The 26,449-nt window shown below is 72.0% G+C and carries 22 protein-coding genes; 7 read left to right on the top strand and 15 right to left on the bottom strand.

Features of this window, described 5'->3' with window-relative positions; genetic code table 11:
* Position 1: 1 nt before the first annotated feature.
* On the bottom strand, positions 2-916 hold the full coding sequence (mqnP, locus tag ACFYML_RS10720) for a menaquinone biosynthesis prenyltransferase MqnP (protein ID WP_073834153.1): 915 nt from the start codon (positions 914-916) through the stop codon (positions 2-4).
* Positions 916-2,376 (bottom strand): menaquinone biosynthesis decarboxylase, encoded by a 1,461-nt coding sequence (locus ACFYML_RS10715; RefSeq protein WP_387420373.1) that lies wholly within the window; start codon positions 2,374-2,376, stop codon positions 916-918. Before ACFYML_RS10715 ends, mqnP begins: the two co-directional genes overlap by 1 nt.
* Before the next feature lie 307 nt (positions 2,377-2,683).
* Between ACFYML_RS10715 and ACFYML_RS10710 the strand changes: the two genes are divergently transcribed.
* Together ACFYML_RS10710 and ACFYML_RS10705 are read left to right on the top strand one after the other, a co-directional pair.
* Entirely contained in the window at positions 2,684-3,436 is a 753-nt protein-coding gene (locus ACFYML_RS10710; RefSeq protein WP_387420372.1) for a hypothetical protein, read from the top strand.
* Positions 3,433-4,656: a S8 family serine peptidase gene (locus ACFYML_RS10705; RefSeq protein ID WP_387420371.1), complete on the top strand. Its 1,224-nt coding sequence runs from the start codon at positions 3,433-3,435 to the stop codon at positions 4,654-4,656. The genes ACFYML_RS10710 and ACFYML_RS10705 overlap by 4 nt, the downstream gene beginning before the upstream one ends.
* Before the next feature lie 308 nt (positions 4,657-4,964).
* On the opposite strand, the gene ACFYML_RS10700 is transcribed toward ACFYML_RS10705, so the two are convergent.
* Positions 4,965-5,525: a carboxymuconolactone decarboxylase family protein gene (locus ACFYML_RS10700; protein ID WP_387420370.1), complete on the bottom strand. Its 561-nt coding sequence runs from the start codon at positions 5,523-5,525 to the stop codon at positions 4,965-4,967.
* Positions 5,526-5,588: 63 nt separating this feature from the next.
* On the opposite strand from ACFYML_RS10700, the gene ACFYML_RS10695 reads away from it, so the two are divergent.
* The gene (locus ACFYML_RS10695) at positions 5,589-6,059 is read left to right on the top strand and encodes a MarR family winged helix-turn-helix transcriptional regulator (RefSeq protein ID WP_387420369.1); all 471 of its coding nucleotides are present in this window, start codon (positions 5,589-5,591) and stop codon (positions 6,057-6,059) included.
* A 52-nt stretch (positions 6,060-6,111) separates the two neighbouring features.
* Here ACFYML_RS10695 and ACFYML_RS10690 read toward each other — a convergent pair whose 3' ends face one another.
* Positions 6,112-7,638: an ATP-binding protein gene (locus ACFYML_RS10690; RefSeq protein WP_387420368.1), complete on the bottom strand. Its 1,527-nt coding sequence runs from the start codon at positions 7,636-7,638 to the stop codon at positions 6,112-6,114.
* Positions 7,639-7,741: 103 nt separating this feature from the next.
* On the opposite strand from ACFYML_RS10690, the gene ACFYML_RS10685 reads away from it, so the two are divergent.
* Complete coding sequence (locus tag ACFYML_RS10685) at positions 7,742-7,948, top strand: hypothetical protein (protein WP_073834159.1); 207 nt, start codon at positions 7,742-7,744, stop codon at positions 7,946-7,948.
* On the opposite strand, the gene ccsB is transcribed toward ACFYML_RS10685, so the two are convergent.
* The 6 genes from ccsB to hemL form a co-directional block, all read right to left on the bottom strand.
* Complete coding sequence (gene ccsB, locus ACFYML_RS10680) at positions 7,941-8,924, bottom strand: c-type cytochrome biogenesis protein CcsB (protein WP_387420367.1); 984 nt, start codon at positions 8,922-8,924, stop codon at positions 7,941-7,943. The two genes, ACFYML_RS10685 and ccsB, sit on opposite strands and share 8 nt — an antisense overlap.
* Positions 8,924-10,540 carry a cytochrome c biogenesis protein ResB gene (locus ACFYML_RS10675; protein ID WP_387420366.1) on the bottom strand — a complete coding sequence of 539 codons (1,617 nt, stop codon included), beginning with the start codon at positions 10,538-10,540 and terminating at the stop codon, positions 8,924-8,926. Before ACFYML_RS10675 ends, ccsB begins: the two co-directional genes overlap by 1 nt.
* Positions 10,540-11,421, bottom strand: a complete 882-nt coding sequence (locus ACFYML_RS10670) for a cytochrome c biogenesis CcdA family protein (RefSeq protein ID WP_387420365.1) — start codon at positions 11,419-11,421, stop codon at positions 10,540-10,542. Before ACFYML_RS10670 ends, ACFYML_RS10675 begins: the two co-directional genes overlap by 1 nt.
* Positions 11,421-11,993 (bottom strand): TlpA family protein disulfide reductase, encoded by a 573-nt coding sequence (locus ACFYML_RS10665; RefSeq protein ID WP_387420364.1) that lies wholly within the window; start codon positions 11,991-11,993, stop codon positions 11,421-11,423. The genes ACFYML_RS10670 and ACFYML_RS10665 overlap by 1 nt, the downstream gene beginning before the upstream one ends.
* Entirely contained in the window at positions 11,993-12,640 is a 648-nt protein-coding gene (locus ACFYML_RS10660) for a histidine phosphatase family protein (RefSeq protein WP_357434672.1), read from the bottom strand. The genes ACFYML_RS10665 and ACFYML_RS10660 overlap by 1 nt, the downstream gene beginning before the upstream one ends.
* Before the next feature lie 64 nt (positions 12,641-12,704).
* Positions 12,705-14,042 carry a glutamate-1-semialdehyde 2,1-aminomutase gene (gene hemL, locus ACFYML_RS10655; RefSeq protein ID WP_387420363.1) on the bottom strand — a complete coding sequence of 446 codons (1,338 nt, stop codon included), beginning with the start codon at positions 14,040-14,042 and terminating at the stop codon, positions 12,705-12,707.
* Between the two features lie 146 nt (positions 14,043-14,188).
* Here hemL and ACFYML_RS10650 point away from each other — a divergent pair, with 146 nt between their 5' ends.
* Positions 14,189-14,521, top strand: coding sequence for an STAS domain-containing protein (locus ACFYML_RS10650; RefSeq protein WP_387420362.1), 333 nt, complete (start codon positions 14,189-14,191; stop codon positions 14,519-14,521).
* An 81-nt stretch (positions 14,522-14,602) separates the two neighbouring features.
* Here the strand turns inward: ACFYML_RS10650 and ACFYML_RS10645 are convergent, their stop codons facing one another.
* Complete coding sequence (locus ACFYML_RS10645; protein WP_387420361.1) at positions 14,603-16,195, bottom strand: ABC transporter permease; 1,593 nt, start codon at positions 16,193-16,195, stop codon at positions 14,603-14,605.
* Complete coding sequence (locus tag ACFYML_RS10640; RefSeq protein ID WP_387420360.1) at positions 16,192-17,109, bottom strand: ATP-binding cassette domain-containing protein; 918 nt, start codon at positions 17,107-17,109, stop codon at positions 16,192-16,194. The genes ACFYML_RS10645 and ACFYML_RS10640 overlap by 4 nt, the downstream gene beginning before the upstream one ends.
* 95 nt (positions 17,110-17,204) lie before the next feature.
* On the opposite strand from ACFYML_RS10640, the gene ACFYML_RS10635 reads away from it, so the two are divergent.
* Complete coding sequence (locus ACFYML_RS10635) at positions 17,205-17,711, top strand: GbsR/MarR family transcriptional regulator (RefSeq protein ID WP_073834169.1); 507 nt, start codon at positions 17,205-17,207, stop codon at positions 17,709-17,711.
* 4 nt (positions 17,712-17,715) lie between these two features.
* On the opposite strand, the gene ACFYML_RS10630 is transcribed toward ACFYML_RS10635, so the two are convergent.
* Entirely contained in the window at positions 17,716-18,273 is a 558-nt protein-coding gene (locus ACFYML_RS10630; protein WP_387420359.1) for a two-component system response regulator, read from the bottom strand.
* Positions 18,270-22,637, bottom strand: coding sequence for a HAMP domain-containing protein (locus ACFYML_RS10625; protein WP_387420564.1), 4,368 nt, complete (start codon positions 22,635-22,637; stop codon positions 18,270-18,272). The genes ACFYML_RS10630 and ACFYML_RS10625 overlap by 4 nt, the downstream gene beginning before the upstream one ends.
* A 163-nt stretch (positions 22,638-22,800) precedes the next feature.
* Between ACFYML_RS10625 and ACFYML_RS10620 the strand changes: the two genes are divergently transcribed.
* The gene (locus ACFYML_RS10620; RefSeq protein WP_387420358.1) at positions 22,801-24,867 is read left to right on the top strand and encodes a SpoIIE family protein phosphatase; all 2,067 of its coding nucleotides are present in this window, start codon (positions 22,801-22,803) and stop codon (positions 24,865-24,867) included.
* A 13-nt stretch (positions 24,868-24,880) separates the two neighbouring features.
* On the opposite strand, the gene ACFYML_RS10615 is transcribed toward ACFYML_RS10620, so the two are convergent.
* Positions 24,881-26,353 carry an FAD-binding oxidoreductase gene (locus ACFYML_RS10615; protein ID WP_387420357.1) on the bottom strand — a complete coding sequence of 491 codons (1,473 nt, stop codon included), beginning with the start codon at positions 26,351-26,353 and terminating at the stop codon, positions 24,881-24,883.
* Positions 26,354-26,449 lie beyond the last annotated feature (96 nt).

The raw sequence follows: 26,449 nt of genomic DNA, 5'->3' as shown, positions 1-26,449 counted from the left end.
CTCAGGCCCGCAGGCCGAGGCGGACCACGAGGTCGAGCAGGGCGAACACGAACAGCGCGATGCCGACGAAACCGTTGGCGGTGAAGAACGCCCGGTTGACCTTGCTCAGGTCGGTCGGGCTGACCACCAGGTGCTGGTAGCCGAAGGCGAGCGCGGTGAACGCCAGCCCGATCCACCAGAGCCAGCCGAAGCCGACCAGCGCGCCGAACCAGATGAACAGCGCGAAGGTCACCACGTGCGCGACGGTGGAGGCGTGCAGCGCGAAGCGCAGCCCGTAGCGCGCCGGGACGCTGTGCACGCCGATGGTCCGGTCCACGTCCGCGTCCTGGCAGGCGTAGATCAGGTCGAAGCCGCCGATCCACAGGCCGACGGCCGCGCCGAGCAGCCAAGCCGGGCCCGAGCCGGCGAGGGTGCCGGTGACCGCCAGCCAGGCGCCGACCGGCCCGACCGCCTGGGCGACCGCCAGGATGGCGTGCGGCCAGTTGGTGAACCGCTTGCCGTAGGGATAGACGACCAGCGGGATCACGGCGAGCGGCGCGAGCGCCAGGCAGAGCGGGTTGAGCAGGGCGGCGGCGGCGAGGAAGACCACCACCGCGACGGCCGCGCCGGTCCAGGCGGTCCGCAGGCTCACCGCCCCGGTGACCAGTTCCCGGTTGGCGGTACGCGGATTCCGCGCGTCGATCCGCCGGTCGAGGATCCGGTTGGCGGCCATGGCGAACGTCCGCGCCCCGACCATCGCCACGGTGATCAACAGCAGGTCGACCCAGCGGACCCGGCCGCCGTGGACCTGCATCGCGGTCAGCGCGGACAGGTACGCGAACGGCAGCGCGAAGACCGAGTGCTCGATCGTGACCAGCTTGAGGAACGACTTGACCTTGCCCGGGCGTGCCACCGGGGCCTCGGCGACGGCGGCCATCAGATCCCGTACTCCTTCCAGCGCTTGTCGACCAGCGAGACCACCTCGGGCGACATGGTCATCTCCTCCGGCCAGCCCCGGGTGTAGCCCTCGGCGGGCAGCTTACGGGTCGCGTCGATGCCCGCCTTGCCGCCCCAGAACTGCTGGTACGACGCGTGGTCGAGGTGATCCACCGGACCTTCGGTGACCAGCAGGTCGCGGGCGTAGTCGACGTTGCCGAAGGCCCGGAAGGCGACCTCGTTGTAGTCGTGCACGTCGCAGTCCTCGTCGACGATCACGATCAGCTTGGTCAGCGACATCAGGTGCGCGCCCCAGATCGCGTTCATCACCTTCTGCGCGTGCTTCGGGTAGCGCTTGCGGATCGACACGATCGCGCAGTTGTGGAAGACCCCGGCGGCCGGCAGGTCGTAGTCGACGATGTCCGGGATCAGCAGCTTGAGCAGCGGCTGGAAGATCCGCTCGGTGGCCTTGCCCAGGCCGTGGTCCTCCTGGGGCGGCTTCGAGGTGACGATCGAGTGGTAGACCGGGTCGCGCTGCATGGTCATGGTCTCGACGTGCAGCACCGGGAACGGCTCGACCGGGGTGTAGAAGCCGGTGTGGTCGCCGAAGGGCCCCTCGGGCAGTCGCTCGCCGGGCTCCAGGTAGCCCTCCAGCACCACCTGGGCGTGCGCCGGCACCTGCAGCGGCACGGTCAGGCAGTCGACCATCTCCACCCGCTCACCGCGCAGGAAGCCGGCGAACAGGTATTCGTCGATGTCGCTGGGGAGCGGCGCGGTGGCCGCGTACGAGACGACCGGGTCGCAGCCGATCGCGATGGCGACCGGGAGCCGCTGGCCGAGCCGCTCGGCGACGGCGTGGTGCGCGGTGGAATCCTTGTGGATCTGCCAGTGCATGCCCAGGGTGTTCCGGCTGTGCTGCTGGAGCCGGTAGAGGCCGAGGTTGCGCTTGCCGGTCTCCGGGTGCTTGGTGTGGGTCAGCCCGAAGTTGTGGAAGATCCCGCCGTCCCCCGGCCAGACCTGCAGGCCCGGCAGCCGGTTCAGGTCGACGTCGTCGCCCCGGTAGACCACCTGCTGGCAGGGCGCGGTCTTCACCTTGCGCGGCGGGACCGACTTGAGCTGCATGACCTTGCCGAGGCCCTCGCGGATGCCGGACCAGCCGACCGGCAGCTCCGGCTTGATCAGCCCGCCGATCCGCTCGCCGATCTCGTCCAACGAGTCGACGCCGAGCGCCATCGCCATCCGCTTCTCGGTGCCGAACAGGTTGATCGCCACCGGCATCTCGCCCCGGGTCGGCCGCTCGAAGAGCAGCGCCGGGCCGTCGGCCCGCACGGTCCGGGTGACCACCTCGCTGATCTCCAGCGTCGGGTCGACCGGGACGCTCACCCGCCGCAGCTCGCCCGCGCGCTCCAGCGCCGCGAGGAAGTCCTTGAGATCGGTGTACGGGAAGCCACGAGCCGCCATGACCGCCAGTGTCCCCCACCGGCCACCCGCCCGGCCCCGCCGGGGTCCCTGGATGGCACGGTTGGCCGGCCACCCTGATCAACCTTCTCCGCGCCGTGGGTGGGCACCGTGCACACCTCGATGGGAAATCTGAGCATCGTGCACGGTGGTTCCGGCAGGATGCCGCGTCATAGTGTGCTGCCTGCATGCAGGAAGGATCGTTTTGTCATACCCTCAGCCACCCCAGTCGTTCCCGGGGCCGCCACTCCAACCGGGCTTCCCCGCAGTGCCACCCCCGCCATCACCGGCAGGAGCGCACCCGTACGGGATGCCGCCCGGCCTCCTCCCGGCGCCGCCGGTCAAGCGGAAGGGCACGAAGCGCAAGGTCTTCGGCATCCTGATCGCGGCGCTCGGCATCTTTCCCATGCTGATCGGCGGTGTCGTTGCCCTGCAGGCATACAAGAACCATCAGATCCAGGTCTCGAACGACGCCTTCAACCCGGTGGCCTGGCACAACCTGAAGACCGACGAGATCTTTCCCGACCACCTCGGCTGGCCCCGCGGCGACGAGGAGACTCGCGCGTGGTCCCGGCAGGGAATCGCCAAGGAGGCGTCCTGCGAGGAGGCGCTCCGAAAGGCTTTCGCTGAGGCCCTGACGGCAAAGGGCTGCAAGGCCGTACTGCGCGCTACCTACGTGCACATCGGCGGAGACGCCGTGGCGACGATCGCGGTCATCGTGGTCGACTCCTATGCCGAAGCCAAGCCCGTCGTCGAGGAGTTCTACTGGGCCAAGGACCCGGGGCCGCTGGTCGTTCCGGTCGCGGTTCCAGGTACGCCCGCCGCCGAGTGGGTCAAGGCGCGGGCCTTCGCCGGCGGCGCGACCGGGGTCGGGCTCGACATGCCCTACGTGGCGGCGATCTCGGTCGGCCCGGCCGACGGCACTCGAAAGATCGGCGTCCTGCCTGGGGAGTGGAAGCTGGACAGCGAAGAAGACACGCGGAGCTACCCGGACATGTCCAACATTCTGCTGAGAGGGTACGCCCAGGTGCTGGATTACGCGATCACGGGACGAGGTCAATGAGCAAGCTGTCGTCCCGGGTCCGTCAGGTGTTCGCCGTCCCGGCCCTGCTCGCCGTGACCGCCGGCATCGTCACCAGCACACCGAGCCCGGCCCTCGCGGCCCCGAACGGGTGGGAACTGGCGGCGATGTCCGTGCCGGCCGCGCACAAGATCAGCAGGGGCGAGGGGGTCACGGTCGCCGTCATCGACACCGGGATCCGCACCGACCACAAGGCGCTGCGCGGCCGAGCCACGGAGGGCACCGACTTCCTCGGCGAAACCGACCAGAACGAGTCGTGGTACGGCCGCCACGGCACCTCCATGGCCTCCAGCGTGCTGGATGTCGCACCGGCCGCCAGGGTGCTGGGCCTTCGTGCCATCCGCGACGATGAAGATCCGGACTTCCAGACCTGGCTCGAGCAGATGGAGAGCTACGGAGAGAACCCGGAGAAGGAGAAGCGCGAGGGGTTGGCCCTGGAGCGGGCGATCCGTGCCGCCACCGACCAGGGCGCCAAGGTGATCTCCATGTCGCTCGGCAGTGAGACGTCTTCCGGGTCCTATATTCATCGGGAAGCCGAGGCGATCGCGTACGCCCTGTCGAAAGGCGTGGTGGTGGTCGCCGGCGCCGGCAACTGGGGGGACGAACAAAACGAGCTGGCCTACCCGGCCGCGTACCCAGGGGTGATCGCGATCGGCGCTGCCACCCCAAAGGGCACCCGGGCGAAGTTCTCCCAGGTCCACAGCTATGTCGACGTCGTCACGCCTGGGGTGGAGATCTACTCCGCCAACATCGACGGCGGACGCGAGAAGGTCCAGGGCACCTCGTCGGCCACCGCGCTCGCCGCGGGCGTCGCGGCGCTGATCGTGTCGAAGTATCCCGATCTGTCGCCGCGCCAGGTCGAACAACTCCTCCAGCGGACCGCCTCGACCCACCGCAAGGGGCACAACCCGCAGACCGGGTACGGCATGGTCGACGCCGAAGCCGCGCTCAGGGCGTCCGCCGGCCTGAAGCCGGGCACGGCCGCCCTGCCGGTCGGCAAGCAGGGCGCGGGCGGCCACTTCGGCCCCGGCGACGACGGCACCCCGCAGCGCATCGGGCAACCGTGGGACACGGCGTACCTGGTCGTCGGCGGCATCGGCGGTGGGCTCGGACTGCTCGGTCTGGCCGTCGGCCTGTTCCTGTTCCTCGCCGGCCGCCGGGCCGCAGCGCGCAGCAGGCTACCGGCCGTCGCGTCACGCTGATCACCAGTACGGCAACAGCGGTGGGCACCCGCACCCGCGGTGCCCACCGCTTCGCCGCACGGTCAGGTGAGCAGGAGGTTCGGTCGGTGATCTGCTTCGCGGCGCGCTACCTTTTGCCCCGCTTCGTCAACAGCACGATTGCCACGGCAATGGCGCCGGTGACCGCCAGGCAGAGCACGCCTGCGATGAGTGCGAGCAAGATCGAGCGTCCCATGACGGGGCAACTTACCGGATCCGGTCCCGATAGGACGCAGCGCTACAGGGCCCGTAAACGACGAGAAACCAGGAGGATTCACGGCCATCCTCGGTCAGGCGGCCGGCTCCCAGGCGTACGCGGCGAGGGGCGGGTCGAGCTGGGCGTCGGTGAGCCGGTTGGCGAAGGTGGAGATGGTGTACGTGCCGACGCCGAGCACCACGTCCAGCGCGTGCCGGGGCAGCCAGCCGGCGGCGAGGAAGGCGTCCAGCTCGTCGTCGGGCACGGCGCCCCGGTGGTCGAGCACGGCGAGGGTGAACCGGCGCAGCGCGTCGAGGCGCCGGTCGGGCAGGTCGTTGCCCGCGCGGAGCGCCGCGACCAGCTCGGGCGGGGCGTCGTGCCGGGTGAGGGTCGCGGTGTGCATGGCCACGCAGAGGTGGCACTCGTTGCGGGTGGCGACGGTCAGCACCACCACCTCCCGGGCGACCGGGTCCAGGTCGGTGGCCTCGAAGACGGCGTTGGCGGTGAGGAAGCCCTTGAGCAGCTCCGGGGACTCAGCCATCAGCGCGACGGCGGCGGGCAGGTGACCTAGTTTGCGGTGGACGCCGGCCATGGTGGCGCGGGCGGCGGCGGGCACGGTGTCGGGGGTGTGTGCGGTGAAGACGCCTCGGGACATGCCGAGCCCTCCCAGGTACGATAGTCAACGTGGTTGACCAAATAGTAAACGTGGTTGTCGAACGTGGCAACGCCTGACCGCCCCGGATTCGCGCTCCCGCTGCTCCTGCTCGCCGGCTTCCGTACGCTCATCGACGACCTGCACGCCGAGCTGGCCCGGCAGGGCCACCCCGACCTGCGCCCGGTGCACGGCTTCGTCCTCCAGGCGGTCGGCACGGCCGGCACCACCGCCAGCGAGCTGGGCCAGCGCCTCGGCGTCTCGAAGCAGGCGGCGGGCAAGACCGTCGACCGGCTGGTGACGCTCGGCTACCTCGAACGCGCCGACGACCCCGCCGACGCGCGCCGCAAGCTGGTCCGGCTGACCGATCGAGGACTGGACGGGCTGCGCCGCTCGGCGGTCGTGTTCGACCAGCTCCGGGATCGCTGGGCGGCGACCCTGGGCACCGATCGGGTCGCGGCGCTGGAGGACGACCTGCGCCGAATGGTCCCGGCCGACGTCTTCCGCCTCGACGTCCCCGGCTGGTTCGGCGCCTGAACCGGCCGAGCAGCCCGATCGCGTCGGACGGTAGCGAGCCGGAAGCGTCCTGTCAGGCTCGCAGCTCAGGTCCTGGAAGAGATGTGGAGGCCTTGCCCTCGATGCCGTAGAGCACTCCCGGGTCCACCAGGATGACGTCCGGTCGCGTCGACGCGGCCATGATCAAGTCCTCGGTGAACCCCTCCGCGCTCGCCAACAGCAGGCGAGTGTGGGCGGTGTCGACTCCTGGACGGCGGACGAGCAACTCCCGTACGCGCCGCAACCGCTCCACGTCCGCCTGACCCAACCGTCGGCCCCATTTCGTCTCCCCGATCGCGAGCAGCGGACGCGGACCGTCGCCGAGCGGCGGCTCACCCAGCGCGACGAGATCCAGCTCGTGGCTGGTACGAGAGGACGGGTCCGTCACGGTCGCGGCACTCGCCTCCGCGACGATGCCGTCGAAGACGTCGAGATCGGCGAAACGGATGGCCCACTGCCGAACGATCTCCTCGAACCGGGGGGCGAGGACCGCACTGGTGTACCGACGCTTCGACCTACGCCAGACGTCTCCGCCGTGCCGCTGTTCCAGCGCGGTCCAGGCGGGTCGCATGACGGCCTGGTAGAAGGTGATGAGCGGTTCGGTGATCCGGTAGCTGCTGCGTCCGCTCCGCAGCGGGTCCGGTTCCCGCACCAGCAGGCCGGCATCCTCCAGCACGGTGAGTGGATGTTGCAGGTCATTCGCCTTGCGTCCGATGTAACCGGCGATCCCGCCACGACTGGCGTTGCCCTCGGCAACCGCCGCCAGCACGGAGTGGTAGAGAGCGGCATCCCGCAGATCGGGGTCCTCGGCAAGCAGATAACGCGCCTCCCGGAACAACGGCCGCGCCGGGTTGAGGACCGCACGCACCACCCAATTGTCGAAGTCGTCCGGACCGCTCGGCGCGTCGTCCTGGACGTACTCCCGACGGTAGGCCGGCGTCCCACCCACGATGGCGAAGACCTTCACGGCCAGCAACGGGTCCTCGATGCCCCAGAACGCCGCGGCGGCCCGATAGTCCAGCGGCTGCACCGGTAGCTCCAGGCCGGCCCGGCCGCGCAGCGGGGCGGACCCGGCGAGCAGGCCACCCATGAAGGACAGGGCCGATCCGCAGAGCAGCAGACGGGTACGGGACTCGGCACGTTCCGGCCGCCCGGGCGTAAGGGCGTGCTGGATGATCGACGGAAGGTCCCGGGCCGCACGCACCAGATACGGGAACTCGTCGATGACCACGGTCACCGGGCGTTCCCGGCCCAGGGCGAGCAGGGCATCCACCGCCGCGCTCCAGTCCGCCAGCTGAACCGGGCCCGGCGCATCCGCGTAGGCGCCGAGCGCCTCGCCGAGCCGCCGCAGCGACTCCGCCGCTGTCGCCTCGGTGGCCCCGAAGTAGAAGCCGCCGCTGGCTCGGGCCAGCTCGTAGAGCAGGAGCGTCTTACCCTGCCGGCGTCGCCCACTGACCACCCCGAGCGTCGCGCCGGGGCGCTCGTCGGTGGCGAAGCGGGTCAGCTCGGCCCACTCGACGTCCCGGTCGAAGATCCCCTTCGGCTTGGACAGTTGAGCCACGAGAGCCACCGCATTTCATAGAACTACAGTTCTTAGAAGTGTAGTCCTACATTATGCATAGGTGGGAGTAGACAGGGTCGCCACGTGGGGCGACGGTACGAGGATGAGTGACGCGTACGTGGTGGGCGACCCGGACGGCCTCTCCCCGCTGCTGCGGGAGATCCGGGACGCGGTCGCCAGGGAGCTGCACGCCCAGCTGGCCATGCGGGCCGAGCGGATCGAGCTGGCCGACGTTCCCGAGATCGCCTACCAGGTGACGCTCGGCGTCGACCGGGTGCTCACCGGCCGACGCCCGACGGGGATCAGTTGACGCCGGCGTAGGAGTGCAGGCCGGTGAAGAAGAAGTTGACCCCGAACAGGTTCATCAGCATGGTCAGGAAGCCCAGGATCGAGATCCAGGTGGCCACGTTCCGCTTGACGCTCGGGGTGGCCCGGGCGTGCAGGTAGCCGGCGTACACCACCCAGGAGATGAACGCCCAGGTCTCCTTGGGGTCCCAGCCCCAGGCCCGACCCCAGGCCGCCTCGGCCCAGATCGCCCCGGCGATCACCGCGAAGGTGAAGATCGGGAAGGCGAAGGCGTGCAGCGCGAAGGTCAGCCGCTCCAGGCCGGCCGCCGCCGGCAGCCGGCGGGCCAGGGTGTACGGGAAACTCCGCCGCCCCTGCTCCCAGCCGGCCCGCATCAGGAACGCCGCGGCCGGCACCACGCCCAGCAGGAAGATGCCGGAGGCGAAGATGATCGTCGACACGTGGATGATGAACCAGTACGACTGCAGCGCCGGCATCAGCGGCGTGACCTGCACGTAGAGCTTCAGCTCGGCGAACGCCAGCAGCAGCACCATGACCAGGGTCAGGAAGAGCCCGAGCCGGCGCAGCGACGGCTGCTTCCAGAGCACCGCGAGCCAGGCCGCGGCCCCGATGAAGGTGACCGTCAACACGAACTCGTACATGTTGCCCCAGGGCATCCGCTCGGCGGCCACGCCCCGGGTGACGACCGCGCCCAGGTGCAGCACGACGGCGAGCGCGGTGACCCAGCCGGCGATCCGCCCGGCGAGCACGGCCCGGGTGGCCGAGCGGCTGGGCCGGGTCTCGGCCGGGGCCGGTGCCGGCGCCGCCACGGTCCCGCCGGCACCGCCGACACCGGCGCCCACCAGCTCACGGGCCGGGGCGGCCGCCTTCACCGCCACCGCGCGGGCGTTGCCGAGCGCGTACTCGACGGCGTGACTGATCATCGCGACCAGGTACGCCAGGATCGCGTACGTGACCAGCTGGTCGGAGAGTGCGGACATCACTCGACCCCTTCTCGCGCCCGGCCGGCGCTTCGCCCGTCGTCGCTGACCGCGGCGACGAGCTGCGCAAACTCGTCGGCGAACCCCGGATGCTCGGTGCGCGGCAGCCCACCGGCCTCCACCAAACTACTACCGCGCGTCGGAGATCCACCCTCGGGGGGCGAAACCCGGAACCAGACCCGCCGCCGCCGGGCGAAGAGCGAGCCCATCAGGCCGGCGAGCAGCGTCACGCAGGCGCCGAGCATCAGCGTCTGCCCGGGGGCGTGGCGGACCGCGATGGTGATGTAGGGCTTCGTGCCCACGAACTCCAGCGTGCTGCCGTCGTCCAGGGTCCACTTCTCGCCCATGGCCAGCTTCTTGTTGCCGATCTCCTTGAGCTTGCCGTTGTCGATCTGCCGCTGGTCGAGCTGGTAGACCGACCCGGGGATGCCGGCGTCCAGCCCGAGGTTCCCCCGGTAGGCCCGCAGGTTCACCGCCGGGTTGCGCTCCTCGGGGAACTGCGACGCGACGAACGGGGCACTCTCCGGGGCGGTGGGCAGGTAGAGCCCGTCGAAGGCGATCTGCTGGGCCGGGTCCCGCTGGCCGGTCCTGGGGTCGACGTTCGCGTCCGGGAACGCGGCCACCCCCTCCTCCGTCGCGTTCGCGTCGCCGGTGCGCAGGAACGGTGCCTCGCTGGTCTGGGTGTTGCCGTACTTGTCGGTGTACCTGAGGATCGGCGCGTACCCGTTGCCGAGCAGGTAGACGTTGGCCGAGCCGAGCCGCAGCGGCGAGTTCACCGAGAAGCCGGCGCTCCGCTCCGACCCGTCGGCCAGGTGGTCGACCTTCACCGTGGCCCAGTAGCGGGCGGCCTGCCCGGAGGCCAGGTAGTCCGCCTCGAACCGCTCCAGGGTGAGGCAGAACGGCGGCAGGTCGGCGCTGTCCACCCGGGGGCCGAGCGTCGCCTCGGCGTACTGCTGCCGGGTGTTGCAGAAGGCGTTGTCCGCGCCCGCCACGAGGATGCGGTTGCCGTGCCAGCCGTACCAGGACCCGACCGCGACCCCGAGCAGGACGGCGACCAGCGAGACGTGGAAGAGCAGGTTGCCGGTCTCCTTGAGGTAGCCCTTCTCGGCGGAGACCTCGTTGCCGCGGACCACGACCCGCCAGCGGCGGCGGCGCAGCACCGCCGCGATCGCCTCGGGGTCGGCGGCGGCCGGGGCCTCCAGCACCGCGTGCTGCGGCAGCCGCTCCAGGCGCTTCGGGGCCGCCGGCGGCCTCATCCGCAGCGCGCGGACGTGGTCGCGGGCCCGGGGCAGGATGCAGCCGACCAGCGAGGTGAAGAGCAGCAGGTAGATCGCGGAGAACCAGACCGAGCCGAAGACCTCGAACATGCCGAGCTGGTCCAGGCGCGGGGCGAGGTCGGGGTGGTCGACGAACCACTGGTTGACCTTCTCCGGGCTGACGCCGCGCTGCGGGAGCACCGAGCCGGGGATGGCGGCGACGGCGAGCAGGAAGAGCAGGATCAGCGCGGTACGCATGCTGGTGAGCTGCCGCCACGAGTTGCGCAGCAGGGCCAGCACCGGGTTGACCCGCCGCCGGGGCGCGGGCGGGGCCGCCGGCCGGTCGTCCACGGTCGTCATCAGATGCTCACCTCGCCCACGCCCACGTGCGTCTGCAGCCAGATCACGAAGTTCTGCCAGCCGCCGGTGACCAGCGCCAGGCCGATCAGGATGAGCAGGGCACCGCCGATCCGGGTGACCCACCGGCTGTTGCGCCGGACGGCGCGGAACACCCCGAGCAGGCGGCGGAAGCCCAGCCCGAAGACGACGAACGGTACCCCCAGCCCGAGGCAGTACGCCACGGCGAGCAGCACCGCCCGGTCGGTCTTGCCCTCCGCCGTCGCCAGGCCGAGCACCGCGCCGAGCGTCGGGCCGGTGCACGGCAGCCAGCTCAGCGCGAAGACCGCGCCGAGCACCGGGGCGCCGAGCAGCCCGGCGGCGGGCAGCCGGCGGATGCGGAACTCGCGCTGCAGCCCGGGGATCACCCCGAGATAGCCGAACCCGAGCACCACGACCAGCGCGCCGATGACGATCTCCAGCGTGCGCTCGTGCTCGAAGAAGAGCCTGCCGACGCCGGAGAAGAGGATCGCGGTGGCGGTGAACACGGCGGTGAACCCGGCGATGAAGAGCAGCGTGCCGGCGAGCACCCGCCCCTTGACCGCCGCCACCGGCCGGGCCGCCGGGGGCGCCGCGACGGCCACCGCGCCGCCGGTCGGGCCGTCCCCGCCGCCTTCGCCGTCCGCCGGGGCCCCCTGCTCGGCCGGGGAGGTTGACCGGGGATCGTTCCTTTCCGCCCGCCCCTCCAGGTCGGCGCCGGCCAGCCCGGTGACGTACGACAGGTAGCCGGGCATCAGCGGCAGGACGCACGGGGACAGGAAGCTGACCAGCCCGGCGAGCGCCGCCGCGCCCACGGCCAGCAGCAGCGGGCCGGACTCGGCGAGCTGGCGGAAGGTCTCGCCCATCAGCGGGATCCGGGCGCCGGCTGCTCGGCGGCGATCCGCTCGACGACGGGCCGCAGCCGGTCCTGGGTCACCGCGGCCCGGATCACGACGGCGATCCGCCCCTCGCGGTCCAGCACGACGGTGGCCGGGATGGTGTTCGGCGGGATGTCCAGGGCCAGCGCCAGCCGGCTCGCCGGATCGAAGAGGCTCGGGTAGGTGACCCGGCCCTCCTCGAAGGCGATCGCCTTGTCCTTGCTGTCCTGCACGTTGATGCCGAGGAAGCTGACCCCGGACGCCTTGGTGGCCTGGTAGGTGGCTTCGAGGTCGTCGGCCTCGGCCCGGCAGGGCGCGCACCAGGAGCCCCAGAAGTTGACCACGACGACCTGGCCGCGCGCGTCGGCGACGTCGTACCGGCCGCCGGTGAGCAGGTCACCGGCGAGCTTGGGGGCCTTCGACCGCTGGTCGGGCGCGCACTCGATGACGCCGTTCTGCTCGGAGCAGCGGCTCTCCTGGCTCCCGGAGGAGCAGCCGACCAGCGCCGTACCGGCGGTGACGGCGGCGAGCAGGGCGGCGACGAGCCTCCGGGTGAGCATCAGGCCCCCTTGGCCGTCCGGGCGGTCGGCGAGATCGCGATCAGGTGGGCCGCCGGCTCGGAGTACCCGATGCCGACGATCTTGGCGCCGTCGAAGTGGAACGAGGTGAGGCTGGCCAGCCCGCACTGTCGCCTGCGCGGGTCGTGCCAGAGCCGCTTGCGCTCGACGTACCGGCGCAGCGTCCAGATGGGGAGCTGGTGGGAGACGAGCACGGCCTCGCGCCCCTCGGCGGCGATCCGGGCGGCGTGCAGCGCGGCGAACATCCGCTCGGCGATCGCCCGGTAGGCCTCACCCCAGGACGGGGTGACCGGGTCGCGCAGCACCCACCAGTTGCGCGGGTCGCGGAACGACCCGTCGCCCGGGGAGACCTTCTTGCCCTCGAACCAGTTGGCGCTCTCGATCAGCCGCTCGTCCACCCCGACCGGGAGACCGAACTGCGCGGCGATCGGCTCGGCGGTCTGCTGCGCGCGTTCCAGCGGGCTCGCCACCACGTGCACCACGGTCTTGTCGGCGAGCGCCTGGGCGGCGGCCTTGGCCATCTGGACGCCCAGCTCGGAGAGACGGAAACCGGGCAGCCGGCCGTAGAGGATGCCGTTCGGGTTGTACACCTCGCCGTGCCGCAGCACGTGGACCACCGTCTCGCTCACGACTGCGCCCCCTTCGTTCGCGACTGCGGGGCTCGCAAAACCGGCTCACTCCTCGCGCTCACCGCTACCCCCCGTGTCCCGCCGCTGCCGCCGCCGTCGCCGCGCCCGGCAGGGCATCGGCGATCTGCTCCAGGGCGGCGTCGTCGATCGCCGCCGACACGAACCAGGCCTCGAACGCGCTCGGCGGCAGGTAGACGCCGGCCGCGAGCATCGCGTGGAAGAACGCCTTGAACGCGGGCACCTGCTGGGTGCGGGCGCTGTCGTAGTCGACCACGTCGGCGTCGGTGAAGAAGATCGAGAACATGTTGCCCGCGGTCGACAGGCGGTGCGGGACGCCGGCCGCGGCCAGCGCGTCGGTGGCGAGCTTGCTCACCACGGCGGCCGTCTCGTCCAGCTTCCGGTAGAGCGCGTCGTCCGCTAGCCGCAGCGTGGCCAGGCCGGCGGCGCACGCCAGCGGGTTACCGGAGAGGGTGCCGGCCTGGTAGACCGGGCCGGCCGGCGCCAGCCTGGACATGACCTCCGCACGCCCGCCGAACGCCGCGGCGGGCAGTCCGCCACCCATGACCTTCCCGTACGTCCACAGGTCGGCGTCGCTGGCGTCGAGGCCGTGCCAGCCGGCGCGGGAGACCCGGAACCCGGTCATCACCTCGTCGACGATGAGCAGCGCGCCGTACGCGTGGGCGATCCGGGCGAGCTGCTGGTTGAAGCCGTCGCGCGGGGCGACCACGCCCATGTTGCCGGCGGCCGCCTCGGTGATGATCGCCGCGATGTGCGCTCCCTCGGCGGCGAAGGCCTCCTCCACCGCGCGGAGGTCGTTGTACGGCAGCACGATGGTGTCGCCGGCGGCCGCGCCGGTCACGCCGGGCGAGTCGGGCAGGCCGAACGTGGCCACGCCGGAGCCGGCGGCGGCGAGCAGCGCGTCCGAGTGGCCGTGGTAGCAGCCGGCGAACTTGATGATCTTCGCGCGGCCGGTGAAGCCGCGGGCCAGCCGGATCGCCGACATGGTCGCCTCGGTGCCCGAGTTGACCAGGCGAACCTGCTCGACCGGGGTGCGGTCGACGATCTCCGCGGCCAGCTCGACCTCGCCCGGGGTCGGCGTGCCGAAGCTGGTGCCGTACGTGGCGGCGGCCTGCACCGCCTCGACCACCGCGGGGTGGGCGTGGCCGAGGACCAGCGGGCCCCAGGAGCAGACCAGGTCGACGTAGCGGCGACCGTCGGCGTCGAAGAGCCAAGGACCCTCCCCCCGGACCATGAAGCGCGGGGTGCCGCCGACGGCACGGAACGCGCGTACGGGGGAGTTCACCCCGCCGGGCACGATGGCCTTGGCGCGGTCGAACAGGGCCTCGGAGGCCGGTGCGTCGGCCGGGTAACGGCCGGATCCGGCGGAAATGGTCTCGGTCACGATGCCGCCATTGTGTCAGCGTCGGGCGGCTGATCAGCAGCCACCCCGCACGGGGGGTTACCGGGCTCACGCCGTCCGTCCGGCCGAGATCGACAGCTAAGGTGCCTCGACGGGCCGGGCGGTCGAGATCGCGATAGGCTGACCGGGTGGATCGTGCCGAACTGTCCATCGCGTTACACCGGTCGGGCGACGAAGCCGTGCTTCGCCTCGCTGGTGAGATCGACATGCTCACGGCCGCCCAGCTGTCGACTGTCGTCAATGAGGTGCTGGCCGATCCGCCGCCGCGCATCGTGCTCGACCTCGGCGGGGTGACCTTCTGCGACTCGCAGGGGCTCGGCACGCTGGTGGTGCTGAGCCGTAAGGCCAGCCACGCGCAGAGCCTCCTGGTGCTCAGCAACGTCGGCGACTTCCTCCTGCGCGTCCTGGACATCACCGGCCTCCGCTCGGCCCTGATGATCCGCAACGAAACCGCCCCCTGACCCACCCCCGCCCCGGCGATCATGAGGTTGGCGGCGATGTTGATCTCGCCAGGTGCCGCCAACCTCATGATCAACCTTGGGTCAGGTGACGGGGGTGTCGCGGCGGTGGAAGGCCGTAAGGCCGGCGAGCGCCAGCAGCAGCGCCACGAGGCCCAGCACGTAGAGCGGGGTGGCGTTCCAGTGCTCCCGCAGCACCTGCGGGGTGTGGTTGAACGGGGAGAGGTCCAGCAGCCACCGGTCCAGCTTCAGCACGGCGCCGAGCTGGCCGAGCAGCACGCAGACCGCGAGCACCGCCCAGGCCACCGAGGCGAGCCGGGGCAGCAGCCCGAAGAGCAGCACGGCGATCCCGGTCAGCACCCACGCCGCCGGCACCTGGGCCAGCCCGGCGCCGACCATCCGGGGCAGCTCCGCCGGCACGTCGTGCACGCTCAGCCCGTAGGTCAGGCCGGTGGTGAAGCCGGTCACGGCGAGCACCACCACCGGCCCGAGCAGCGCGAACACCACGTGGGACAGCAGCCAGGTCGAGCGGTGCACGCCGGTCGCCAGCAGCGGCTCGGCCCGCCCGGCAGTCTCCTCCGCCCGCATCCGCAGGGCGGCCTGGACGCCGTACCCGGCCGCGGCCAGGCCGGCCAGGCTCAGCGTGGCGCCCAGGTAGGCGTCGGACAGCCCCGAGGCACCGCCGATCCGGGCCATGATCTCCTCCAGCTGCGGGTTGCCCTCGACCGACCGGCCGGCGGCCTGCGCCGCCCCGCCGAGGATCAACCCGAGCAGGCCGAAGCCGACCGACCACCAGAGGATCTGCCCGCGGTGCAGCCGCCAGGCCAGCCCGAACGATCCGGAGAGGGCCCGGCCGGCGGTGACCGGCCCGAGCCGGGGCGGCAGCACCCCGGCCCCCAGGTCGCGGCGCACCGAGACCGGGTACGCGACCGCCGCGATCAGCACCGACGCGACCAGCGGCAGGGCCAGCACCCACCAGCGCTCCCCCTCGTACGGCCGCACCCGCGGCGCCCAGCCCAGCGGAGAGAGCCAGCTCGGCCAGTCGTGCGTGGCGGTGTCACCCAGCAGCCGGAGCCCGAAGGCGGCACCGAGCACGCCGATGGCGATGCCCCGCGCCCCGCCCGCCGTCTCGGTGAGCTGGGCGGCCAGCCCACCGATCGTGGCGAAGACGACGCCGGTCAGCGTGGCGGAGAGGCCGTACGCGTACGAGCCGGCCGCCGGCAGCCCGGTGGAGACCAGCCCGGCCGCGGTGAGCAGCCCGAGCAGCAGGTCGGCCGCGTACGTCACGAGCAGCGCGGCGGTCAGCCCGGCGTACCGGCCGAGCACCGTGCCGCCGAGCAGCTCCCGCCGGCCGGCCTCCTCCTCGGTGCGGGTGTGCCGGACGACGGTGAGCAGGCTGGCCAGCGCGATGATCACCAGCAGGAAGCCGGAGCGCTGGGCGGTCAGCGCGCCGACGCTGTCGCCGTACACCGGGCCGAGCAGCGCGACGATCGACGGGTTGCGGGCCGTGCCGGCGGCGTACGCGGCCCGGTCGGCGTCCGTCGGGAAGAGCTCGAAGAAGCTGGTCGCGTACGTCATCGGCAGGACGGCGAGCAGCAGCACCCAGAGCGGGAGCAGGACGCGGTCCCGGCGCAGGATCAGCCGGGCCAGGTGACGCGTGCCGGTCAAGGTGCTCATCGGGTCGCCTCGGCAGGGGCCGGTTGGCCGGGGATCGCCTCGTAGTGCCGCAGGAACAGCTCCTCCAGCGTCGGCGGCTGGCTGACCAGGCTGCGTACGCCCAGCTCGGTGAGCCGGCGCAGCGCGGTGTCCAGGGCGGCGGAGTCCACGTCGAAGCGCACCCGGTTGCCGTCCACCCGCAGGTCGTGCACACCCGGCAGGTCGGCCAGTCCGTGAAGCGGCGCGGCGACCTCGGCGTCGATCGCGGTGCGGTGCAGGTGGCGCAGCTCGCCGAGGGTGCCGGACTCGACGGCGCGGCCGTTGCGGATGATCGTCACCCGGTCGCAGAGCGCCTCCACCTCGGCGAGGATGTGGCTGGAGAGCAGCACGGTGCGGCCGTCCTGCTTGGCCCGGCGGACCCAGTGCTGGAAGACCTCCTCCATGAGCGGGTCCAGCCCGGAGGTCGGCTCGTCGAGGATGAGCAGCTCGACGTCGGAGGCGAGCGCGGCCACCAGGCCCACCTTCTGCCGGTTGCCCTTGGAGTAGGCCCGGCCCTTCTTGCGCGGGTCCAGCTCGAAGGAGTCCAGCAGCTCGGCGCGGCGCTTCGGGTCCAGTCCGCCGCGCATCCGGCCGAGCAGGTCGATCACCTCGCCGCCGCTCAGGTTCGGCCAGAGGGTGACGTCACCGGGGACGTACGCGAGGCGGCGGTGCAGGGCGACGGCGTCCCGCCACGGGTCACCGCCGAGCAGCCGGACGGCTCCCGCGTCCGCCCGCAGCAGGCCGAGCAGCACCCGGATGGTGGTCGACTTGCCGGCGCCGTTGGGGCCCAGGAAGCCGTGCACCTGCCCGGCGCGGACGGTCAGGTCGAGTCCGTCGAGTGCCCGGGTCCGGCCGAAATTCTTCACCAGGCCGGACACCTCAATTGGGGTTTCCATACTTCGGAAGCTACGCTCGTTTCATAAACTTGTGAAGACTGTGAGAGCTGGGGCACCATCGTCTTCACGACTTTTTGACGGAGGAGCCACCGCCGATGCTTGACGCCCACCGCCCGACCCGGAACGAGGAAGGGGTCCACCTCTTCGTCGAGCGGATGGCGATGGCCTTCGCGGACGTCGGCTTCCCCCGGATGGCCGCCCGGGTGCTCTTCACCGTGATGAGCGCGGACGGCCCGCTGACCGCCGGCGAGATCGGCGAGCGGCTCGGAGTCAGCGCGGCGGCGGTCTCCGGCGCGGTCCGCTACCTGACCCAGTTCGGCATGCTGGTCCGCGAGCCGGTCAAGGGCTCCCGGCGGGACCACTACCGGATGCCGGACAACCCCTGGTACGAGGCCACCATCACCAAGACCGGCCTCTACAAGAACTTCATCGACATCGCCACCGGCGGCGTGGACGCCCTGCACGGGCGAGCCACCCCGGCCGGCGAGCGGGTGGCCGAAATGCTGGACTTCTTCGTCTTCGTACAGGAGGAACTCGACACGCTCGGCGAACGGTGGCGCGCCCGGCGCGCCGCGGCGGGGCGCGGCGACCGGGCCGGCTGACGGCTCAGCCGGGGTTGCCCCAGCGGGCCTGCTCCAGGATGTCCACCGCGCGCTCCCGGCCCTCCGGGCCGTCGTCCGCGCGCAGCAGCGTCGTCGCCTCGTCCACCGCGTCGGTGAGCACCCGCCACTGGGCGTCCCGCTCCCGCACCAGGTCGGACTGCGCGGCGAGCTGCCGGGTCTTTACCCACAGCTCCACGAAGACCGACACCTTGGCACGCAGCACCCAAGGGTCGAACGGCTTGGTCAGGTAGTCGACCGCGCCCACGGCGTAGCCGCGCAGGGCGAGCTGGGCGTCCTTGTCCGCCGCCGTGAGGAAGATGATCGGCACGTGCCGGGTCCGCTCCCGCCGCTTGATGTGGGTGGCGGTCTCGAAGCCGTCCATGTCGGGCATCTGCGCGTCGAGCAGGATCACCGCGAAGTCGTCGACGAGGAGCTGCTTCAGCGCCGCCTCGCCGCTCTCCACCGCGACCGACTGCACCGGCAGCCCCTGGAGGATCGCCTCCAGGGCCATCAGGTTCTCCCGCCGGTCGTCCACCAGCAGCGCCTTGGCCGTCTGGGTCACGGGGTCTCCTCGCCTCGGCTCCGGCCGATCCAGGACGCCATCATCTCGATCAGCTCGTCCAGGTCCACCGGCTTGGTGATGTAGTCACTACCCCCGGCCGTGATCGCCGAATCCCGGTCACCAGGCATCGCCTTGGCGGTCAGGAACACGATTGGCAGGTCCACGAAGCGGTGGTTGCGCCGGATCTGCCGGGTCGTCTCATAGCCGTCCTGGTCCGGCATCATCGCGTCCATCAACACGATGTCCACCTCCGGATGCTCGGCCAACTGGCGGACACCGTCCGCCCCGTTGTCCGAGTACAGCACGGTCATCCCGTGCAGTTCCAACGCGGAGGTCAGGGCGAACACGTTGCGGACGTCGTCGTCGACGATCAGGACGGTCACGCCCTCCAGCCGCCGGGCCGCCGGAGTCGGCTGCGGCTGCGGCAGCTCCATCGGCATGAGCAGCGACGACGGCAGGCCCGCGCGGCTCGGCGAGGGTGGCGCCGGCGCCACCACCGCGTCCGGTGCCAGCACGTCCGGTACGAAGAGGGTGAAGGTCGACCCCTGGCCGGGCGCCGACGACACGGTGATCGTGCCGCCGAGCAGGCGCGCCAGGTCCCGGCTGATCGACAGGCCCAGCCCGGTGCCCCCGTACCGGCGGCTGGTGGTGCCGTCCGCCTGCTGGAAGGCCTCGAAGATCAGCGACAGCTTGTCGTCGGAGATGCCGATCCCGGTGTCGATCACCGTGAACGCGATCACCCGCCGGGCGTTGGTCAGCGCGGGCACGTCGAAGACCGCGTTCTCGGCGGCCGGGGCGATCCGCAGCGTCACCGCGCCGTGGTCGGTGAACTTCACCGCGTTGGAGAGCATGTTGCGCAGGATCTGCTGCAACCGCTGGGCGTCGGTGACCAGCGCCGGGGGCAGGTCCTTGCTGATCCGTACCTGGAAGTCGAGGCCCTTCTCCTCGGCCTGCGGGGCGAACGCCTGCTCGACGTAGCCGCGCAGCTCGGAGAAGCGCACCTCGGTCGGCTCCACGTCCATCCGGCCCGCCTCGATCTTGGCCAGGTCCAGGATGTCGTCGATCAGGGAGAGCAGGTCCGATCCGGCGCTGTGGATGGTGCGGGCGAACTCGGTCTGCTTCGGCGTCAGGTTCTGGTCCGGATTCTCGGCCAGCAGCCGGGCCAGCAGCAGCAGCGAGTTCAACGGTGTGCGCAGCTCGTGGCTCATGTTCGCCAGGAACTCCGACTTGTACGCCGACGCCCGGGTGAGCTGCTGCGCCTTCTCCTCCAGGCCGAGCCGGGCCAGCTCGATCTCCCGGTTCTGGGTCTCGATGTTGGCCTTCTGCTCGGAGAGCAGCTTGGCCTTGTCCTCCAGTTCGGCGTTGGTGCGCTGCAGCTCCGCCGACTGCTCCTGGAGTTCGAGCGCCAGCCGCTGCGACTGGGCCAGCAGTTCCTCCGTACGCCGGTTGGCCTGGATCGTGTTGACCGCGATGCCGATCGTGGTGACCAGCCGCTCCAGGAACGACAGGTGCAGCTCGGAGAAGGTGATGACCCCGGCGAACTCGATCACGCCGAGCAGCTCGCCCTCGAACAGGACGGGCAGCACCACCAGGTCGGCCGGGGGCGTCTCGGCCAGCCCGGAGCGCAGCATCAGCCGCCCGTCGGGCTGGGCGCTGACCCTTATGGTCCGCCGGGAGAGGGCGGCCTGGCCGACCAGCCCCTCGCCGGGCCCGAAGGTCACGTCGTGCCCCCGCGCCACATACCCGTACGAGGCGGTGAGCCGCAGCCGCATGCTCCCCTCGGAGCTGTCCGCCAGGAAGAACGCGCCGAGCTGCGCGTCGACCAGCGGGGTCACCTCCATCATGATCATGCGGCAGACCTCGCCGAGGTCCCGCTGGCCCTGGAGCAGGCCGCCGATCCGGGCCAGGTTGGAGTCCAGCCAGCCCTGCTCGGCGTTCTTCTTCGTCGTCTCCCGGAGGGTGACGATCATCTGGTTGATGTTGTCCTTCAGCTCGGCGACCTCGCCCTGCGCCTTGACGGCGATCCGCTGGGTCAGGTCGCCCCGGGTCACCGAGGTGGAGACCTGGGCGATCGCCCGGAGCTGGGTGGTCAGGGTCGAGGCGAGCTGGTTGACGTTCTCGGTGAGGTCACGCCAGGTGCCGGAGACGCCCTTCACCTGCGCCTGACCGCCGAGCTTGCCCTCGGTGCCCACCTCACGGGCGACCCGGGTCACCTCGTCGGCGAACGACGACAGCTGATCGACCATCGTGTTGACGGTGGACTTCAGCTCCAGGATCTCGCCCTGCGCGTCCACCGTGATCTTCTGGCTCAGGTCACCCTTCGCGACCGCCGTGGTGACCGAGGCGATGTTCCGCACCTGACTGGTCAGGTTCGACGCCATCGAGTTCACGTTGTCGGTCAGGTCCCGCCAGGTGCCGGACACACCCTTCACCTGCGCCTGACCGCCCAGCTTGCCCTCGGTGCCCACCTCACGGGCCACCCGGGTCACCTCGTCCGCGAACGACGACAGCTGATCCACCATGGTGTTCACGGTGTTCTTCAGCTCCAGGATCTCACCCTGCGCGTCCACCGTGATCTTCTGCGACAGGTCACCCTTCGCCACCGCCGTGGACACCTGGGCGATGTTGCGCACCTGGCTGGTCAGGTTGGACGCCATCGAGTTCACGTTGTCGGTGAGGTCGCGCCAGGTGCCGGCGACGCCGCGTACCTGGGCCTGGCCGCCGAGCTTGCCCTCGGTGCCCACCTCACGGGCCACCCGGGTCACCTCGTCCGCGAACGACGACAGCTGATCCACCATCGTGTTGACGGTGGACTTCAGCTCCAGGATCTCACCCCGGGCGTCCACGGTGATCTTCTGGCTCAGGTCACCCTTCGCGACCGCCGTGGTGACCGAGGCGATGTTCCGCACCTGACTGGTCAGGTTCGACGCCATCGAGTTCACGTTGTCGGTCAGGTCCCGCCAGGTGCCGGACACACCCTTCACCTGCGCCTGACCACCGAGCTTGCCCTCGGTGCCCACCTCACGGGCCACCCGGGTCACCTCGTCGGCAAACGACGACAGCTGATCCACCATCGTGTTCACGGTGTTCTTCAGCTCCAGGATCTCACCCTGCGCGTCCACCGTGATCTTCTGCGACAGGTCACCCTTCGCCACCGCCGTGGACACCTGCGAGATGTTCCGCACCTGACTGGTCAGGTTGCCGGCGAGCTGGTTGACGTTCTCGGTCAGGTCACGCCAGGTGCCGGAAACGCCGCGTACCTGGGCCTGGCCGCCGAGCTTGCCCTCGATGCCCACCTCACGGGCCACCCGGGTCACCTCGTCCGCGAACGACGACAGCTGATCCACCATCGTGTTCACGGTGTCCTTCAGCTCCAGGATCTCGCCCTGCGCGGCCACCGTGATCTTCTGGGAGAGGTCGCCCCGGGCCACCGCGGTGGAGACCTGGGCGATGTTGCGCACCTGCGCGGTCAGGTTCGACGCCATCGAGTTGACGCTGTCGGTCAGGTCCTTCCAGGTGCCGGCGACGTTCGGCACCTCCGCCTGGCCGCCCAGCTTGCCCTCGGTGCCCACCTCCCGGGCCACCCGGGTCACCTGCTCGGCGAAGAGCCGCAAGGTGTCGGTGAGCGAGTTGAAGGTGTGGGCCAGCTCGGCCACCTCGCCCTTGGCCGACACGGTGATCTTCTGCGACAGGTCACCCTTCGCCACCGCCGTGGCCACCTGGGAGATCGACCGCACCTGGTAGGTGAGGTTCGACGCCATGGTGTTCACCGAGTCGGTGAGGTCCTTCCAGGTGCCGGCGACCCCGCGTACGTCGGCCTGCCCGCCCAGCTTGCCCTCGGTGCCCACCTCGCGGGCCACCCGGGTCACCTCGTTCGAGAAGGACGAGAGCTGATCGACCATGGTGTTGACGGTGCGGCCGATGCGCAGGTACTCGCCGCGCAGCGGGCGACCGTCGATCTCCAGCGCCATGTGCTGGGACAGGTCGCCGTCGGCCACCGCCACGATGACCCGGGCGATCTCGGTGGTCGGCCGGCCCAGGTCGTCGATCAACGAGTTGATCGCCCGCTGCCCCTCCGCCCACGAACCGTCCAGGCCCTCGTCGTCGAGGCGTTCGGTCAGCCGGCCGTCCCGGCCGACGATCCGGCTGATCCGGCGCAGGTCCAGGTGCTGCCGCTCCTGCAGCGACACCACGTCGTTGAAGGCGTCGGCCACCTCGCCGGCCAGGCCGGCCCGTCGAGGCAGCCGGACCTTGAGGTCGCCCCGGCGCACCTGCCGCAGCGCCTCGACGAGGTCGCCGAGGAGCGCCTCGTGCTCGGGCGCGGACGGGTCCGCGGCTAGCGACTGTTTCGCCGTGGTCATCATTCCTCGCTCAGCTCGGGGCCAACCGGCTCGTGCCGACATCCCACCATTCTGCCCGCGGCAGGTCGAGGTGACGACCAGCCGACCCGGCGCGCCCCCTCGCTTGGCGGAGTGGCGCGGCGGGGGGCGCTTGGCACCGGGGACGGCGGCGGTGGAGGATACGAAGGTGTCAGCGGAAGCGGGGCCCGCGGTGGACGGCGCCACGGACGAGCACGTCCGGCGTGTCCGGCTCCCCGCCGACCGGCGTACGCCCGCCGCAGCCCGGGCGCTGGTCCGGTCCGTTCTCGGCGAGGCGGATCTGGACGAACTGCTCAACGAGGCCCTGCTGCTCACCACGGAACTCACCACCAACGCCATCGAGCACGCGCGCACCGAACTCGACATCGAGGTCGAGGCGGACAACGGGGGACTTACCGTCACCGTCACCGACTTCGCGTCCGGCCCGGTCGAGGAACTGATCGTCGGGGTACGCAACGTCAGCACCGAGATTGCCGAGGTGGCCGAGCGCGGGCGCGGCCTGCTGCTGGTGGACCACTTCGCCAGCCGGTGGGGCACCACCTACCTGCCCACCGGCAAGGGCGTCTGGTTCCGGCTCGACCGGCACGAGGTGACGTCCGCCGCGCCACCGGCCCTGGCCGAGCACCACACGGCGGTCATCCCGGGCGGGGCGACGGACAGCGCCCCGAGCGCCGCCGCGATGAGCGAGCTGATGCAGACCACCCCCGACCCGTACGCGGACGACCCGCTGCCGGAGTTCGCCAACGGGCTGCTGGCCCGGCTCGCCGAGATGGTGGGCGCGGCCGGCGGCGTGGTCCGGCTGGACCGGGGCGACGGGCAGGGCACCCAGGTGCTCGCCCGGTACGGCCGGCAGCCCCGGGCGGGCAGCGAACTGCTCCGGGTGCCGCTCGCCGTGCACCGGCCGTACGCCGGTGAGCTGGAGCTGGACGCCGCGCCGTCGGCGTACGCCCGGCCGCTCGCGGTGCTGGCCGCCGAACGGCTCTCGCTGCACCTGGAGAACGACCGGCTGCGCCGGGCGGACGTCCGCCGGTCGGCCTGGCTGACCTTCCTCGCCGAGGCGAGCGAACTGCTCGCCCAGTCCCTCGACGTCGAGCTGACCATGGCGCTCATCCCGCAGCTGGTGGTGCCGCGGCTCGGCCAGTGGTGCGCGGTGCACACCACCGACGAGTGGGGGCGGCTGCGGCTCGCCGCGTGCAGCCACGCCGACGAGTCGGTGCTGCCGCAGCTGCACCGCGTGCTCGAGGAGACCGGACCGGACTCGATCCAGGCCCGGCTGCGGGAGGCCTCCCGGAGCGCCGCGCAGGTGCCGCTCAGCGGGCCGATGGAGGGCTTCGCCGTGCCGCTGATCGCCCGCGGGCAGCGCCTCGGCACCCTGGCCATCGGCCGCCACCAGCGGCATCGACACGACCCGGACGAGGTGTCGGTGCTGGAGGACGTGGCCCGGCGGGCCGCCCTCGCCATCGAGAACGCCCGCATCCACGCCGAGCGCCGACGGGTGGCCCAGACCCTCCAGCAGTCGTTGCTGCCGCCGGTGCTCCCCGTCGTCGAGGGCATCGGCTTCGCCGCCGAGTACGTCCCTACCGGCGACGATGCCGACGTCGGCGGCGACTTCTACGACGTGGTCCCGCTGCCGGACGGCCGGTGGCTGGTGGTCATCGGGGACGTCTCCGGCAAGGGCGTGCAGGCGGCGGCGGTGACCGGCCTGGTCCGGGACGTGATCCGGGTGCTGGTCGGCGACGGCAAGCCGCTGCCGGAGGTGCTGGGCCGACTCAACGAGACGCTGGTGGAGCGCGGCAGCGGCCGGTACTGCACGCTGGCGCTGGCGGCGGTCGGGCCGGGTGACGGCGGCCAGCTCGACGTGTCCCTGCACCTGGCCGGGCACGACCGCCCGGTACTGCTGCCCGGTGGCGGTGGGGCGGCCTTCGTCGGCACCGGCGGTACGGCGCTCGGGCTGCTCGACTCGATCACCACCCCGACGGCCGAGATCACCCTCGGCCGGGGTGACGCGCTGATCTTCTACACCGACGGGGTCACCGAGCGCCGGCGCGGCCGGGAGCTGTTCGGCACCGAACGGCTGCGCGAGTCTGCGGCCCCGCTGGCCGGCTACTCCGCCGACGTGGTCGCGGCCCGGCTGCGCGCCACGGCGATCGGCTTCTCCGTGGAGACCCCCCGCGACGACATCGCCATCCTCGTCCTCCGCAACGACACCCTCTGACCGCCGCCGGGGGTCAGAGGCCGCCGGGGAGGCGGCCGGGGGCCAGGCGGTGGTGGGGGTCGAGGTGCGCCTTCGCCGTCCGGAGGCGGGGCAGGGTGGGCAGCTCACCCCAGAGGTCGACGGCGCGGCGGACCGGGGCCGGGGCGGACACCACCACACAACGGCCCTGCCGGGCGAGGAGCACCCCACGGACGGCCGCGAGGATCGAGGCCACCCGGTCGGGGGCCAGCGAGCCGGGCAGCGCGGCGTGCACCGTGCCGACCCCGGCGGAGCCCCGGACCGGCACCGGGCTGCCGGCCGCGTCGCGCAGCGCGTAGACCGCCGCGTGCAGGTCGTTGATGGGCACCTCGATCCGCAGCGCGGTGTCGCCGGGGGCGAAGGGGTAGCGCCCCCACCACTCCGGCGCCGCGTGACCGACGACCGCATCGCCGCCCAGCAGGGCGGTGAGCCGCTCGGCCCGCTCCGCGACGTCCGCCGGGCCGCCCTCCAGCAGCACCACCAGGCTGCCTGCGGCGGCCGGCCGGGTGGCCTGCCCGGTCAGCGCCGGGTGGTCGGGTCGCCCGGCGACCGACGGGTGCCACGGGGAGACCCGCCGGCGCGGCAGCGGCACCGGTACGGGCAGGTCCAGCTCGACGGCCGCCGGGTCGAGCCGCGCGGCGAGCACCGCCCGGACCAGGTCGTGCACCTCCAGCGGGGTCCAGACCGGCCGGGACACCCAGACCCGGCTGGCCGGCGCGGCCTGCACCCGCAGGGTGGCCGAGACCAGCACGCCCAGGCCGCCCTGCGAGCCGCAGAGCAGCCGGGCCACGTCCAGCCCCGGCAGGTCGCCCGTGCCGAAGAGCGCCGCGGCACCGCCGCCCGGCCCGCCGGCGGGCGTCGACGAGCCGCCCGCCCGGTCGCGAGCCGTCGGTGCCGCCCGGCCCAGCGACGCCGTCCCGGGCTCGCCGACGCTGACGAGCTCGCCGTCTGCGTCCAGGTAGCGCACCCCGACGAGTTGGGCGCACGGGCTGCCGTGCCGGAGCCGGAGCGGGCCGGCCTCGTCGGCGGCGAGCACTCCGCCCAGGGTCGCCCCCGGGGAGGGCGCGTCGACCGGTAGGCGCTGGCCGGTGCGTTCCAGGGTGGCCTGGACCGCCCGGAGCGGCGTGCCGGCGCCGATCTCGGCCACCCCGGAGCCCTGCGGTTCGTGCCAGACCCCGGCGAGCCGGCCGGTGTCCAGCATGATGTCGACCTGCGCCGGGGCGGCCCCCCAGTCGATCTTCGTGCCGGCGCCGCGCGGCACCACCGTGAGGTCGTGCGCGGCGGCCAGCCGCAACACCTCAGCGGCGGCGTGCGGGCCGCCCGGCACCGCCACCCAGCGGGCCGTCCGGCCGGCCACCTCGTCGGCCGGGCCGGCGAACCGGGCGAACGGCGGGCCGCAGATCTCGGCCAGGCGCCGGGTGATGTCGAGGGCTCCGGGACGATGGGTGGAACTCGCTGCAGCCGCCATGGCGGTCATCGTACACATGTTCGAAAGACTCGGCGGCAAGTTGCCGGATCCGGCAGAGCGCGGACCCGGATCCGGGCGGCCGGCCGGTAACGTGAC

This window comes from Micromonospora sp. NPDC007230 (assembly GCF_042869115.1).
Classification (GTDB): Bacteria; Actinomycetota; Actinomycetes; order Mycobacteriales; family Micromonosporaceae; genus Micromonospora.
Note: the sequence above shows the minus strand (reverse complement) of the source record. Positions and strands in the feature narration are given on the sequence as shown.